The 14833-nt window shown below is 69.7% G+C and carries 12 protein-coding genes and 1 pseudogene; all 13 read left to right on the forward strand.

All coding sequences use genetic code 11. The features are described from left to right. Window positions 1–172 precede the first annotated feature (172 nt). The 13 genes and pseudogenes from smc to AC08OQ_RS10305 all read left to right on the forward strand — a co-directional run bounded on the left by smc (window position 173) and on the right by AC08OQ_RS10305 (window position 14603). Window positions 173–3859 (forward strand): chromosome segregation protein SMC, encoded by a 3687-nt coding sequence (gene smc / locus AC08OQ_RS10245; protein WP_476612009.1) that lies wholly within the window; start codon window positions 173–175, stop codon window positions 3857–3859. Window positions 3860–3922: 63 nt separating this feature from the next. Then, the gene (ftsY, locus tag AC08OQ_RS10250; protein ID WP_476601854.1) at window positions 3923–5167 is read left to right on the forward strand and encodes a signal recognition particle-docking protein FtsY; all 1245 of its coding nucleotides are present in this window, start codon (window positions 3923–3925) and stop codon (window positions 5165–5167) included. Window positions 5168–5556: 389 nt separating this feature from the next. After that, complete coding sequence (gene ffh, locus AC08OQ_RS10255; protein WP_476605091.1) at window positions 5557–7110, forward strand: signal recognition particle protein; 1554 nt, start codon at window positions 5557–5559, stop codon at window positions 7108–7110. 264 nt (window positions 7111–7374) lie between these two features. Beyond that, a complete protein-coding gene (rpsP, locus tag AC08OQ_RS10260) occupies window positions 7375–7842 on the forward strand; it encodes a 30S ribosomal protein S16 (protein WP_476601983.1) in 468 nt (155 codons plus the stop codon). Further along, the gene (locus tag AC08OQ_RS10265; protein ID WP_462187775.1) at window positions 7843–8076 is read left to right on the forward strand and encodes an RNA-binding protein; all 234 of its coding nucleotides are present in this window, start codon (window positions 7843–7845) and stop codon (window positions 8074–8076) included. A 47-nt stretch (window positions 8077–8123) separates the two neighbouring features. Further along, a complete protein-coding gene (rimM, locus tag AC08OQ_RS10270; protein WP_476601984.1) occupies window positions 8124–8663 on the forward strand; it encodes a ribosome maturation factor RimM in 540 nt (179 codons plus the stop codon). 120 nt (window positions 8664–8783) lie between these two features. Then, complete coding sequence (gene trmD / locus AC08OQ_RS10275; protein ID WP_462187773.1) at window positions 8784–9572, forward strand: tRNA (guanosine(37)-N1)-methyltransferase TrmD; 789 nt, start codon at window positions 8784–8786, stop codon at window positions 9570–9572. A 246-nt stretch (window positions 9573–9818) separates the two neighbouring features. Further along, window positions 9819–10175 carry a 50S ribosomal protein L19 gene (rplS, locus tag AC08OQ_RS10280; protein ID WP_462187772.1) on the forward strand — a complete coding sequence of 119 codons (357 nt, stop codon included), beginning with the start codon at window positions 9819–9821 and terminating at the stop codon, window positions 10173–10175. 184 nt (window positions 10176–10359) lie between these two features. After that, window positions 10360–11454 (forward strand): signal peptidase I, encoded by a 1095-nt coding sequence (gene lepB, locus AC08OQ_RS10285; protein WP_476601985.1) that lies wholly within the window; start codon window positions 10360–10362, stop codon window positions 11452–11454. Continuing rightward, window positions 11451–12173 carry a ribonuclease HII gene (locus AC08OQ_RS10290; protein ID WP_462187770.1) on the forward strand — a complete coding sequence of 241 codons (723 nt, stop codon included), beginning with the start codon at window positions 11451–11453 and terminating at the stop codon, window positions 12171–12173. Before lepB ends, AC08OQ_RS10290 begins: the two co-directional genes overlap by 4 nt. Next, complete coding sequence (locus AC08OQ_RS10295) at window positions 12170–12466, forward strand: DUF2469 domain-containing protein (RefSeq protein ID WP_011437963.1); 297 nt, start codon at window positions 12170–12172, stop codon at window positions 12464–12466. The genes AC08OQ_RS10290 and AC08OQ_RS10295 overlap by 4 nt, the downstream gene beginning before the upstream one ends. Window positions 12467–12766: 300 nt before the next feature. Beyond that, a pseudogene (locus AC08OQ_RS10300) lies at window positions 12767–13068 on the forward strand (YraN family protein). Next, window positions 13068–14603, forward strand: a complete 1536-nt coding sequence (locus AC08OQ_RS10305; RefSeq protein WP_476602415.1) for a YifB family Mg chelatase-like AAA ATPase — start codon at window positions 13068–13070, stop codon at window positions 14601–14603. The pseudogene AC08OQ_RS10300 and the gene AC08OQ_RS10305 overlap by 1 nt, the downstream one beginning before the upstream one ends. The last annotated feature ends 230 nt before the right edge of the window (window positions 14604–14833 follow it).

Consider the following 14833-nt stretch of genomic DNA (forward strand, 5'->3'; position numbering starts at 1 on the left):
CCCTATACCCAGGAAGAGCCGGGCAACCTCGCTCCTCGCCTTCTTCGTGCTTTTTTCGGAGCGTAGCCTGCTGGGTGCTTCGGGTTGCCGACTAGGATGGCTCTGTCGAACGTCGGCTGAGTCCGGCCATCCCGGGTCGAGCCGGTGAACCCTTCCATCGCTCCGGAGACTGGTGCATCTCAAGAACTTGACCCTGCGGGGCTTCAAGTCCTTTGCCAGCTCGACCTCCCTGCATCTCGAGCCGGGAATAACCTGCGTGGTCGGGCCCAACGGGTCGGGCAAGAGTAACGTCGTCGACGCCATCGCCTGGGTACTGGGGGAGCAGGGTGCCAAGGCCCTGCGTGGCGGCACCATGTCCGATGTCATCTTCGCGGGCACGCCCGCTCGCCCGGCCTTGGGGCGCGCCGAAGTACTCCTGACGATCGACAACTCGGACGGCGCGCTCCCCATCGAGTACACCGAAGTGACCATCGGGCGGCTGATGTTCCGCAGCGGCGAGAGCGAATACACGATCAACGGTACCGGTTGTCGCCTGCTGGATATCCAGGAACTGATGAGCGACTCGGGTATCGGCCGAGAGCTGCACGTGATCGTCGGCCAGGGTCAGCTCGACGCGGTCCTGCACGCGCGCCCGGAGGATCGCCGCGCCTTCATCGAGGAGGCCGCCGGCGTCCTCAAACACCGTAAACGCAAGGAGAAGGCACTCCGCAAGCTCGAGGCGATGTCGGCGAACCTCACCCGCCTCACCGATCTGTCCGCCGAGCTGCGTCGGCAGTTGGGGCCGCTCGGTCGCCAGGCGGAGATCGCACGTAAGGCCGGTGTGATTCAGGCTTCGCTCCGGGACGCCCGCCTGCGCCTTCTCGCCGACGATCTCCATCGTGCCCGGGCCGCGATCGCCTCCGACCTCGCGGACGAGGAGGCATTGCGGGCGCGGCTGACGACCACCGAAGCCGCTCATGCCGCGGTCGCCCACCGGGAGGAGCAGCTGCAGGCCGACCTGACGGCGATCGTTCCGCGCGCCACCGGCGCCCAGGAGACCTGGTACGCCCTGGCATCCCTGCGGGAACGGCTGCGGGGCACCCGTTCGCTCGCCGTCGAACGGGGTCGCCTGTTGCGTACCGCGGCCGACGACGTACGTGGGCGCCGCGACCCCGAGGAACTGGAACAGGAGGCCACGGCGGTCCGGGAGCAGGAAATCGCCCTCACCGAGCGGCTGGAGCGTGATCGGGACCTGCTCGCCGAGGTGGTCACCAGGCGTGCCGATCTCGAGGCCGCGCTCGCCCGGGAGGAGAAGGAGCTGATCGCCGCGGCACGCGCGGCGTCTTTTCGCCGTGAGGAGATCGCGCGCCTTGCCGGCCAGGTGGAGGCTGCCAGGTCCCGTGCCACCAGCGCCGAGAACGAGATAGCACGGACGACCGAGGCACTCGACGCCGCGCGGGAGCGGGAGACCGAGACCTCGGCGTCACGTTCGGCCCTCGAGATCGAACTCTCCCGGATGGAGAGCGCACGGGAGGATCTCACCGAGCGGCACAGCGCGGCCGTGGCGGTGCATGCCGCTGCCGCCGAGCGGCTCGAGGTCCTGCGCGGTGAGGAGCGTAGCGCCGAGCGTGACCGCGCCTCCTGGGCTGCGCGACGTGACGCGCTGCATCTCTCCCTCGCGTCGGCCGACGGAGCCGCGGCACTGTTGAGGGCTGCTACCGGCGCGCAGACCGCGCAGACCGCGCAGACCGGGCGGGGCGCCTCGAACACGGCGGAGGACCCGGCTCCGGCACTGGATCCGACCCTCGAGGTGATCGGCCGGCTGGCCGGCGTCCTGAGCGTGACCGCCGGCGCGGAGGCGGCCATCGCCGCGGCGCTGGGCGCGGCGGCGGACGCCCTGCTCGTCGGCACGTCGGAAGATGCCATGGCGGCCTTTGCGTGGCTGCGGGAAACGGGCGCCGGCCGAGCATCGCTGGTGGCCGCCGTCACCGTCGCGGATGAGCCTGACGCCTGCGCCGATCCCGCCGCCTGCGCCGGCCCTGTCGGCAGCGCGGCGACCGACCCGGGGGCGGCCAGCGCCGACGGTCCGCTCCCGGCCGGTGCCGTTGCCGCGCTGGACCTGGCGGAGATCGGTGACGACCGGTTCCGTACCGCCGTGTCGTCCCTGCTCGCCCGGACTGTCGTGGTCGAGGATCTGGCAGCGGCTGAGCGGGCCACGGCGTTGCGTCCCGACCTGCGGGTGGTCACCCGCGCCGGCGACGTCATCGGTGCGCCCCTCTCGATCGGTGGCAGCGCGAACCCGCCGTCTGCGATCGAACTGCAGGCCGCGGCGGACGAGGCCGAGGCCGGCGTGGCGGAGGCGACCCGTCGCGTCGAGTCCGCCCACGAGGCGTTCGAGCCCGCGCGTGCCGAGGTGACCCGGGCCCGTACCGCCATCGACGCGGCACTGGCGGCGCTGCACGGGACCGATGCCCGGCACCGGGCGCTGTCCGAGCAGATGGCGCAGCTCGATCGTTCGGGAGGGGCCGCGGCATCCGAGATCGCCCGGCTGGAGGCTGCCCGATCACGGGCCGAAACAGCCCGTGATCGGGCATACGGAGCGTTGACCGAGCTCGAGGCGTCGCTCGCCGCGACATCTGAGCAGCCGGAGGCGGGGGAGCGTGCTCCGGATGAACGGGACCGGCTCGTCGCGGCCACCTCCGCCGTGCGCGCCGCCGAGGTCGAGGCCCGGTTGGCCGTCCGTACCAGCGAGGAGCGGGTGCGAGGCCTGCAGGGACGCGCCGACGGACTGATCCGCGCGGCGGCGAACGAGCGGGCGGCACGGGCCGCGGCGGCCCGTCGGCACGAGGTCCGCGAGCGGCAGGCGGCCGTCGCGACGGTGATGGGGGAGGCGGCCCAGGTCGCTCTCGACCGACTGGACCATTCGCTGGCTCGCGCCGCGGCGGAGCGGGAGAAGGCCGACGCACTGCGCAAGGCCGCCGAGACGGAGCTGGTCGGGGTGCGTGACCAGGGGCGCGCCCTGGCCACCGAACTCGCGGCGCTGCGCGACGCCGCCCATCGCGACGAGCTGGCCCGAGCGGAGAAGCGGCTGCGGGTGGAGACACTGGAAGCCAAGGCTCTGGAGGAGCACGGCATCGACGCGGACGACCTGGTGGCGGAGTTCGGGCCGGGCACGCTGGTCCCGCCGGATGAGCCCGACGGCACCGCGGTGCCGTTCGATCGAGCCGAGCAGAGCGCCCGGGCTGCCACCGCGGAGAAGCAGCTGGCCCGGCTGGGACGGGTGAATCCCCTCGCCCTCGAGGAGTTCGCCGCGCTTCAGGAGCGGGCGGCGTTCTTATCCGCGCAGCTCGAAGACATCAAGAGCACCCGCCGGGATCTTCTACTGGTCGTCGAGGAGGTTGATCTGCGGGTGCGTGAGGTCTTCGCCGTCGCGTTCGCGGACACCGCTCGTGAGTTCGAGATCGTTTTCTCGACGCTGTTCCCGGGCGGTGAGGGCCGGCTGGTGCTTACCGATCCTGATGACATGCTCACCACGGGCATCGAGGTCGAGGCGAGGCCGCCGGGAAAAAAGGTGAAGCGTCTGTCGCTGTTGTCCGGCGGGGAGCGTTCACTGACCGCACTCGCTCTCCTGCTCGCGATATTCCGGGCCCGTCCTTCGCCCTTCTACGTGCTCGACGAGGTCGAGGCAGCTCTGGACGACCGCAACCTCGGCCGGCTGCTCGATGCTGTCGAGGGTCTGCGCGAGAAGTCGCAGCTGATCATCGTCACCCACCAGAAGCGGACGATGGAGATCGCTGACGCCCTGTACGGCGTGGCCATGCGGGGCGACGGGGTGACGACAGTGATCAGTCAGCGGCTGCGGGAGCGGGCGGCGCTCTGACGCCGCCGCCCTCCCGCCGGGCGAGCGCCACGGCCTTGTGGCGTCATCTGTCAGGATCGGTACGTGGAGCTCCTCATCCTGATCGTCGTCATCGCCGTCGTCGTACTGGCCACCGTGGGCCTGGTGGCCGGCACGGCCCTGCGCCGACGCCCCCGCCGATCCGTCGAGGAAGGCCCGCGCCCGGGCGCCGACTACCGTCCCGGGGTCGGTGACGATGCCGAGGTACCCCGAGATTCGGCGACCAGGACGGTCGACGACATCGGTCTTCCCGATGTGCTGCCGCCGTCCCCGACGGAGACCGAGGGCGTCGGCGCCCCGCCCGCCGAGATACCGGCCGCGCCGGGGATCCCGGTCCAGGAGCGGATCCCGCCGGAGGCACCGCCGCCGGCCGCCGGCCGCCTCGTCCGGCTGCGCCTGCGGCTGGCTCGTTCGCAGAACGCGCTCGGTCGCGGATTGCTCTCCCTGCTGTCCGGCGACAATCTCGACGAGGACGCGTGGGAAGACGTGGAGGCGACCCTGCTCCTCGCCGACGTCGGGGTTACGGCGACCACCGAGCTGGTCGCCGCGCTGCGGGAACGCACGAAGGTGCTCGGTGCCCGCACGCCTGCGGATGTGCGGGCGGTGCTGCGCGACGAGCTGCTTGCCCAGATCGGTACGACGACCGACCGATCGCTGCGCACGACGGCCCCGGATCGTCCCGCCGTCGTACTCGTCGTCGGTGTCAACGGTACGGGCAAGACCACGACCTGTGGAAAGATCGCGCGGCTGCTGGTCGCGGACGGGCGTACGGTCGTGCTGGGCGCGGCGGACACGTTCCGTGCCGCGGCCGCGGATCAGCTTCAGACCTGGGGTGAACGGGTCGGCGCGATCACGGTCCGCGGGGCCGAGGGGGGTGACCCCGCGTCGGTGGCGTTCGATGCGGTCCGACAGGGCACGCAGAGCGGTGTGGACACCGTGTTGATCGACACCGCCGGCCGGCTGCACACCAAGGCAGGCCTGATGGACGAGCTGGCGAAGATTAAAAGAGTGGTGGGCAAGCACGGTCCGGTCGATGAGGTGCTGCTCGTGCTCGACGCCACGACCGGTCAGAACGCGCTTGTCCAGGCACAGGTGTTCACGCAGGCGGTTGATCTCACCGGAGTCGTGCTGACCAAGCTGGACGGTACGGCCAAGGGCGGGATCGTCATCGCCGTGCAGCGCGAGCTCGGCATGCCGGTGAAACTGATCGGCTTGGGAGAGGGTCCAGACGATCTTGCTCCCTTCGAGTCGGAGGCGTTCGTCGACGCCCTGTTGGGCGAAGCTGGCTGATCGATCGAGTGGCCGCCGGATCGGCGAAGACCACAACGTGCTCAGCGTCAAGGCCTTCCGGCCGTTCGGCATGTGACCTAAGCTTCATCACTGAGCGGAGCTGTGGGGCTCCGTGGTCAGCCGCGCCATGTTCCTCGGTGTTCTCCTGGCCGGGGGGTGAGCGTCCGGCGAGGCGTCTCGCCCTCCTCAGCGCAGAGGGCGGGCCCGGCAGGTGAATGACCAGGTCGGTGTCCGTGCGGGCATGCCTCGCCGGGCCGCGCACGTCGCGTCCGCGTCGATCGGCCGATGCGTGACGTCGTCGGTTGATCGGACGCGGGGGTGTGCTGTCCTCGTCGTCGGGTGCGTACGCTGGTGCCTGCGGTCCGTCTGCGATCTCGGAGTGTGTGCGCGTGTTCGACACCCTTTCCAGCCGCCTCGACAAGGTCTTCGCGTCGCTGCGTGGCAGAGGGCGCCTTACCGATGCCGACATCGACGCCACCGCGCGGGAGATCCGGGTGGCTCTGCTCGAGGCAGACGTCGCGCTCCCGGTCGTCCGTGGCTTCGTGGCCGCGGTGAAGGAGCGTGCCCGCGGCGCCGAGGTCAGTGCGTCGTTGAACCCTGCCCAGCAGGTAATCAAGATTGTCAATGAGGAGCTCGTCGCGATCCTCGGCGGCGGCACGACGACGCTGCGGTACGCCAAGACCCCGCCGACGGTGGTCCTGCTCGCCGGCCTGCAGGGAACGGGTAAGACCACCCTGGCCGGCAAGCTCGGGCACTGGCTCAAGGCCCAGGGTCACACCCCGCTGCTGGTCGCGGCCGACCTGCAGCGTCCGAACGCGGTCAACCAGCTGCAGGTGGTCGGGGCGCGGGCCGGGGTGGAGGTCTTCGCGCCCGAGCCCGGCAACGGGGTCGGGGATCCGGTGCGCGTCGCGCGCGACGCGCTCGCGCACGCGCGCCGGCAGGTCTTCGATGTGGTCGTCGTCGACACGGCCGGGCGGCTCGGCGTCGACGAGGAGATGATGCGGCAGGCGGCCGACATCCGCGACGCCGTCTCACCGGATGAGATTCTCTTCGTCCTGGACGCGATGATCGGTCAGGACGCGGTCGCGACCGCGAGCGCCTTCGCCGATGGCGTGGGATTCAGCGGAGTGGTCCTGACCAAGCTTGATGGCGACGCGCGCGGTGGTGCGGCCCTCTCGGTCGCCCAGGTGACCGGTCGGCCGATCATGTTCGCCTCCACCGGCGAGGCCCTGGACGACTTCGACGTCTTCCACCCGGAACGCATGGCGTCGCGGATCCTCGGTATGGGTGACGTCCTCACCCTCATCGAGCAGGCCGAGAAGGCGTTCGAGGCCGAGCAGGCCGAGGCCATGGCGGCGAAGATGGTCGCCTCCGAGTTCACTCTCGAGGATTTCCTCGAGCAGATGCTCGCGGTCCGCAAGATGGGCCCGATCGGCAACCTGCTCGGCATGCTGCCGGGTATGGGCCAGATGAAGGATCAACTGGCGCAGGTCGACGATCGGGACGTCGATCGGGTGGTTGCGATCATTCGGTCCATGACGCCGACGGAACGGCGTGATCCCAGGATCCTGCAGGCGTCCCGCAAGGCTCGGGTCGCGCGTGGATCCGGGGCCACGGTCACCGAGGTCAACCAGTTGCTGGACCGGTTCGCCGAGGCCCGCAAGATGATGCGGCAGATGGCCGGCGGCATGGGGATGCCGGGGGGGATGGGTCGAGCGAAGGCCGCCTCGGCTCGCAAGGCCGCGAAGAAGGGCAAGGGAGCCAGCCGCAAGGGTAATCCGGCGGCACGGGCGGCCCAGGCCAAGGCGCAGAAGTCCACTGCGCAGGAGCGGCTGGCGAAGGGCCCCGCGCTTCCGGACGGCATGCCGGATCTCTCGGCGCTGATGCGGCAGCAGGACGGCTTCGGTGGGATGCCGCCGCGCGGCCCCCGCGGGGGCCGTTGACCCGCGCGAGGCGGCCGTGGTGGATGCACGGGCTCCCCGGTCGTGCGCGGCGGTCACGATCTGGCAGACTGTAAGCTCAATACAGGCCCTGCCTGCCAGCGCCGGTGTGGCTGCCCTCATTCCTCGCGGTGTCGCGGTTCCTCGCGGTGTCGCGCGGGAGATGTGTGAGTGGTTGTCCGGCGCGGGTGCTTCCCACCACCGGGGCTCCATGCGCAGCCGTGGAAAACCAGTGGTCATCGACATGTCTGGAGCCGTTCGACCACCGTGGCAACCAAGATTAAACTGCAGCGTCTCGGCAAGATGCGCGAGCCGCACTACCGCATCGTCGTGGCCGATGCCCGTACCAAGCGGGATGGTCGGGTCATCGAGTCCATCGGGCAGTACCACCCCAAGTCCGACCCGAGCATCATCAAGGTCGACGCCGAGCGGGTGGGGCACTGGCTCTCGGTCGGTGCACAGCCCACCGAGCCCGTCCTCGCGATCCTCAAGGTCACCGGGGACTGGCAGAAGTTCAAGAACCTGCCGGCGCCCCCGCCGATGAAGGTCGCCGAGCCAAAGGCGGACAAGCGGGAGATCTTCCAGGCGGCCGCGCGGGCTGCCGCGGGCGCCGAGGACCGGCCGGCCACCACGCCGAAGAAGGCCAAGAAGTCCGGGTCGGCAGAGTCGGCAGAGTCGGCAGAGGAAGTGGAAGCCGCCCCGGCCACGGACGCACCGACGACCGCGGGGCAGTAGGTGCTGGAGGCGGCCCTCGAACATCTTGTGCGAGGCATCGTCGATCACCCCGACGACGTCCGGGTGGACCTGAACAACGGTCGGCGTGGACGTACCCTGGAGGTGCGGGTGCACCCCGAAGATCTCGGGAAGGTCATCGGTCGGCGAGGCCGTACCGCTCGTGAGCTGCGCACGGTGATGGGCGGTGTCGGAGGCCGGGGCCTTCGGATCGACGTTGTCGATGTGGATCATTAGGATCCGCCGATGCTGTCGCGAGCTTCGTCCTGATTGCTCGAGAAGTCGTGGCTGAGGAGATCGTCGTCGGGCGGATCGGCCGGCCGCATGGCATCCGCGGTGAGGTCACGATCGAGATTCGCACCGACGTGCCCCACCGCAGGTTCGCCGTAGGGGCAGTCCTCGGTCGCGAAGGGGGCGGAACTCCGCTCACCGTCTCCGGCGCTCGTTGGCACTCGGGTCGCCTGTTGCTTCACTTTCGCGGGGCGGACGATCGTGGCGCCGCGGAGGCGCTGCGCGGCGTGCTCCTGGCTATCGACGCGGATCAGGCGGGATCGCCGCTCGACGACGATGCCGCCGACGGCGAGGCCGTGGAGATGTGGTGGGATCGGGACCTGGTCGGCCTGCGGGCGGTGACCACGGCGGGCATGTTGTTGGGGCACGTCACCGACATCATTCACTCCCCTGCGGGAGACCTGCTCGCGATCGGCGGCCCGGACGGTGGCGAGCATCTCGTCCCCTTCGTCCGTGACATCGTGCCGACCGTCGACCCCCCCGCCGGCCGGATCGTCGTGGATCCGCCGCCCGGCCTGCTCGATCTCGATTGACTCGGGTCCTGCGCCGGAAGTTGGCTGCGCCGCCTCGGCCCGGTCTTCGGCTGGCGGGCAGGTCGGGTTTCCCGGCAGGCAGCCGATACCTCTGAGAACCGATATCTCTGAAAGCAGCCGATGCGCGCCGACATCGTCACCATCTTCCCGGCCTATCTCGAGCCACTGCGTCTGTCGCTCGTGGGCCGGGCCCAGGAGCGCGGAACCCTGCAGATCCATACACATGATTTGCGGATGTGGACCACGGATGTTCATCGCACCGTGGATGACGCCCCCTACGGGGGAGGCCCGGGAATGGTCATGCGGCCCGAGCCCTGGGACGCGGCGTTGTCGGAGATCACCGCACGAGTGGCCGGTAGCCGGCCCCGGGTCGTCGTGCCGACCCCGGCGGGGACTCCGTTCACTCAGCGCTATGCCGAAGAGTTGGCGCGCGAGCCCTGGCTGGTGTTCTGCTGCGGGCGCTACGAGGGTATCGACGCCAGGATGATCGAGACCTGGGCCGATGACGAGATCTCCATCGGAGACTATGTGCTGGCCGGGGGCGAGGCCGCGACTCTGGTGATTCTCGAAGCGGTTACGCGGCTGCTGCCCGGAGTCCTCGGTAACAGTGCCTCGGTCGTCGACGACTCTTTCTCCGACGGCTTGCTGGAAGGCCCGGTCTACACCCGTCCGCCGGTATGGCGGGGGGCCGAGGTGCCGTCCGTTCTCCGCTCCGGCGATCATGAGGCGATCGCCCGCTGGCGTCGTTCCCAGGCGCTTCGTCGTACCCTGTTGCGGCGCCCGGACCTCCTGGAACGCCGCGAGTTCGCCGAAGCGGACCGAGCCGTACTCGCTGCCGCCGCTGCCGAGGCTGCCGGGCGGATGGTGCCGGGCCCCCACCGAGGGGACCGGCCTGATCCATCGTCGTGACGTCGAGGGGCCGGGCGAGGGGTAGGGCGGTCCGGTCTCTCTCCTAGGTGTGGCACAGTAGGATGCAGTGTCCGTCGGTTCGTGACCGGTTCGGGCGGCCTCGGGTCGCATGTCTTCCCCGCGGGACACCTCGCGGTGATTGCGTCCACCCATGCCGGCCAGATCGGCCTCGACCATGGATTGTCCGTCTCGGTGCGTTCCGGGGCCGCGGACGATCCATTCTCAACTCTTCAGGAAGCGACTGCCATGCACACCCTGGACAGCCTCGACGCCGAGTCGCTGAGGACCGACGTGCCCGAGTTCTGGCCGGGCGACACCCTCAAGGTCCACGTGCGGGTTGTCGAAGGAAACCGTCAGCGCATCCAGGTCTTCCAGGGTGCCGTCATCCGCCGCCAGGGTGGCGGGGTGCGGGAGACCTTCACCGTCCGTAAGGTCAGCTTCGGCGTGGGCGTGGAGCGGACCTTTCCCCTCCACAGCCCGATCGTCTCGAAGATCGAGGTCGTGAGCCGCGGTGACGTCCGACGGGCCAAGCTGTACTACCTGCGTCAGCTGCGCGGTAAGGCTGCCAAGATCAAGGAGAAGCGTGAGCCGGTCGCGCGCTGAGGTCACCGCCACCCCGTGACGCGTCCGGATTCTCCATCCGCGACTTGCCGGTTGCCCGTGCAGGTGCCGTCGCCGTTGATGGAAGAAGATAGGCGGCACGGTCCGCAACGCTGTCGCAAGGTGCGGCTGGTGGCACGTCGACCGGTCCGATGAGGTTTGGCGGTCGATCCTGCGAGGTGGCGGCGTGAACGCATCCGATCCCAGTGGGCCTCGGGTACCGGGAAGGACCGAGTGCGGCCAGCCGGACGGCGCGCAGCCGAGCCCTGCGACCGAGCCAGACGGCCCGAAGGACCAGGCGCAGCCCGACGGTCCGGAAGCCACCGGTCGTCGGGTTTCCCGGCCCGAGGCGGCGCGGGCCCGTGGCCGTGGCTCGTTCCTCCGCGAGCTCCCGGTCCTTGTGCTGATCGCCTTTCTGCTCGCCCTGCTCATCAAGGCTTTTCTGGTCCAGGCGTTCTGGATCCCCTCGGAGTCGATGGAACGGACACTGCTCGTCGACGACCGGGTTCTTGTCAACAAGGTCGTCTACCACTTCCGCGACGTGCATCGGGGTGAGATCGTCGTCTTCAACGGCAAGGGGACCGGATTCGATCATGCCGAGTCCGTCGTCCCGCCGCCGAGCAACGCGTTCAGCAGGTTCGTTCGTGGCGCGCAGAACCTGTTGGGTCTCGGGGCTCCGAGCGAGACCGACTTCATCAAACGCGTCATAGCGGTCGGCGGCGACACGGTCGCGTGTTGCGATACCGCGGGCAGAGTCTCGGTCAACGGCCATCCGCTCGACGAGCCGTACGTCTACCAGAACGACTATCAGCGGTTCGGCCCGCTGACCGTCCCGGCTGGCTACCTGTGGGTGATGGGTGACCATCGCGGGGCCTCCTCGGATGCCCGGCAGAACGGGCCGATCCCGAAGCATGCGGTGGTGGGACGGGCCTTCGTCCGTGTCTGGCCACTCGGCCGGTTCGGATTCCTGGGCGTTCCAAACGATTTCGCCGGGATTCCCGTCGAGTCGGTGGTGTCTCCGGCTCCTCGTGCGCCGGCCGGGTCGGCCACATCAGCCGGGTCGGCCACGTCGGCCACATCAGCCACATCGGCCGCGTTGTCTTCCGCCGACGACGCCGCGGTGCCGCTGCCGGGCTCCCCGGCCACGGATGACGCATCCCTGTTCGCCCTTGCCGTGCTAATCCCCCCGGCGTGGACCGCCACCCGTCGGCCCCGCCGGATGCCACGAGGACCCACGCGCACGCGCGCGTCAGGGACGGCTCGGCGCCGCGGTCCGTCATGAGACACTACGGTGCCGCTCTTCGCCGGGATGCGGGGCTGTTCGGTTACGAGCGCGCTCTGAACAGGCATGGTCTCGGTCCGGTCGCAGGGGTCGACGAGGCGGGTCGTGGGGCATGCGCCGGACCCTTGGTCGTCGCCGCGGTGATTCTGGCTCCGGAGGCTCGTCGACGGCTGGCGCGGTTGGCCGACTCCAAGCTCCTGACCGAGCAGATCCGTGAGAGTGTTTTCGAGGACGTGACGGCCGCCGCCGAGGCGTGGTCGACCGTCGTCATCTCCGCGGCCGAGATCGATCGGGTCAGCCTGCACGTAGCCAACATCACCGGAATGCGACGCGCGGTGGCGCGCCTGCCTGTGCGCCCAGGGTACGTGCTCACGGATGGATTCGCGGTCGCCGGTTTCGGAGCGGAGTCGTTGGCGGTGGTGAAGGGAGACCGGGTGGTCGCGTGCGTGGCGGCAGCCTCGGTCGTGGCGAAGGTGACGAGGGACCGGATCATGCGTGCGTTGCACACGCGCTATGCCGAGTACGATTTCGCGCAGCACAAGGGATACGTCACCGCGGCCCACGCGGCGGCGCTGGCGCGCTGCGGACCGTGTGACGAGCATCGGATGTCGTACGTCAACGTGGCTGCGCATGCGGCGACGACGAGGGAAGCACGATCATTGCGGCTGGAGGACAGGGTGCTTGTGACCAGCCGGCATGGCGTCACGGAGACTGTATGAGCGCGGAAGACCTCGAGAAGTACGAGACCGAGATGGAGTTGCAGCTCTATCGCGAGTACCGCGACGTGGTGGGGCTTTTTTCGTATGTGATCGAAACCGAGCGCCGCTTCTACCTCGCGAACGACTACCAGATCGAGGTCAGGAACAGCACGGACGGCGAGGTCTTCTTCGAGTTGATCTTGCGTGACGCCTGGGTGTGGGACATGTTCCGTCCTGCGCGTTTTGTTAAAAATGTCCGAGTAGTCACCTTTAAAGATATCAACGTCGAGGAGTTGACCAAGGCCGAGCTCTGACGCCGACTCTCGGCGTCACGCTTTCCAGCCCCGGCCGCTTGATCGCTTCGGCATCTTGATCGTCTCGGCGGTATGTTCGGCAGATCGGCATCTCATTCCGGTCGGTCGTCGCCTGGATCGACAGTGCGAGTCGGCCCGTCACCGAAGCCCGTGATGCCCCGCTGAGATGTCCGCCCAGCTCGTTCCTGTGGAGAAACCCTCGCCATCCACATATCGATCATGTGGATGGCTCTCCGGCCCGCCCACGTCCACGCTGGTCACGACCGGCGGGCACCCGTCCCCCGGCGAACGGGAGCGGCGATGCGGGCAAAGGACGCACTGGGCAGGTTCGGCGAAGATGTCGCCGCCCGCCATCTGGCGGCGGTCGGCGCCGAGATCCTCGACCGTAACTGGCGCTGCCGCGAGGGCGAGCTCGACCTCGTTGTGCAGGACGGTGAGAGCCTGGTGTTCTGCGAGGTCAAGACCCGATCCGGGACGCGTTACGGATCGGCCGCCGAGGCCGTCGTGGGTCGCAAGGCGGCTTGGTGCGTTTCGACGTCCTCCTGGTGTCCCGCCCTCCGGCGGGTCCGGTTCGTGTCGAGCACATCCGGGGAGCGTTCTGATGGCCCTCGCGCGGGCCCGGGGGGTGGCGGTCGTCGGGGTCGAAGGTCACATCGTCGAGGTGGAGGCGGATCTCGCCAATGGTCTTCCGCGGCTGACTCTCATCGGTCTGCCCGATGCCGCGTTGCATGAGTCACGGGATCGGATTCGCGCCGCGATCGTGAACTCGGGCCAACGGTGGCCTGATCGGCGCATCACGCTCGGGTTGTTCCCCGCCACCCTCCCGAAATCGGGCAGTGGTTTCGACCTGGCTATGGCGGTGGCGATCCTCACCGCGGCCGGTGTGGTGCCGCGCGCCGCCCTGCTCCGTCGGGTACTCATCGGCGAGCTGGCGATGGATGGCCGGGTGCGCGGTGTCCGCGGGGTGCTCCCGGCGGTACTTCGGGCGGTGGCTGCCGGTATCGAACGGGTCGTGGTACCGGCGGGCAACGCCGCCGAGGCGGCGCTGGTACCGGGCGCGGTGGTAGAGCCCGCTGTCGATCTCACCAGTGTGCTGGCGCTCCTGCGGGGAGAGATCGCCGCCGAGCCCGTGGCGGCCCCCACGGCCGAAGCTGCCTCCACCGACGGTCAGGTCGGGGATCTGGCGGACGTGGCGGGGCAGAGCAGGGGCCGGCTGGCCGTCGAGGTCGCGGCGGCCGGTGGCCACCGCCTGTTCATGCAGGGGCCGCCCGGCAGTGGCAAGACCATGCTGGCCGACAGACTGCCCGGGCTGCTGCCGAACCTCGGTACCGAGGCCGCTCTCGAGGTGACCGCGGTCCATTCGGTCGCCGGCCTGCTGCCCGCGGACTGCCCGCTCGTCACCCGACCGCCGTATCGTAGTCCGCACCACAGCGCGACCCCGGCGGCACTCGTCGGGGCAGGCTCGACGGTGATTCGGCCCGGGCTGGCCAGTCAGGCGCACCGGGGCATCCTGTTTTTGGACGAGGCGCCAGAGTTTACCCGTCAAAGTCTCGATGCGCTACGTCAACCGTTGGAGAGCGGCGAGATCGAGATCGCCCGCGCTCGCGCGACGACACGGTTTCCCGCCCGCTTCCAGCTGGTTCTGGCCGCGAATCCCTGCCCGTGTTCGAAGGCCCGTGGCCCACGCGCGGTGGGCTGCGAGTGCCCGAGCCTGGTCCGTCGGCGCTATCTGGCCCGTTTGTCCGGGCCGCTCCTGGATCGGATCGACATCCAGGTGGCGTTGAGCGATCCCAGCCGGGCGGAGCTACGGGCGGACCGTGGCCAGGGTGATTCGTCCGCGGTCGTCGCGGCGCGGGTCGCCGCGGCCCAGGAGGCGACCCGGGTCCGGCTGGCCGGAACGCCGTGGCGGCTCAACGCGGAGGTGCCGGGGCCGGCGATGCGCCGACTGTGGCCGCTGCCGGCGAGGGCGACGGCCGTGGCCGAGCGGGCATTCGAAAGAGGCCTGCTCACCGCGCGCGGTCTCGACCGCGTCCTGAGGTTGGCGTGGACCTTCGCCGATCTCGCCGGACGGGGCACGCCCGGTCCCGAGCAGTTCGGTGCCGCGCTGGATCTGAGATTGCCCGGGTGGTCGGCATGAGCATGGGAGGCCCCCGTGGGGACGCTCCTGACCGTGACGTGAACCGTGTCGCGCAGGAGACCGTGTCGCGCAGGAGGAAGAAGCCGCATCCGGTGCCGTCTTCAGGGAGTGGGACATGAGCTCGACGACTCCGCCGGATGCCCGGGGGGCGGATCCCGGTCCCGCGCCCGGGAGGGTGGCACCGGGTGACACCGACTGGTCGGATCCCGAGCGGTTGGCCCGTGTCGCCC

The sequence above is a fragment of the Frankia sp. CcCS3 genome, from assembly GCF_977927575.1.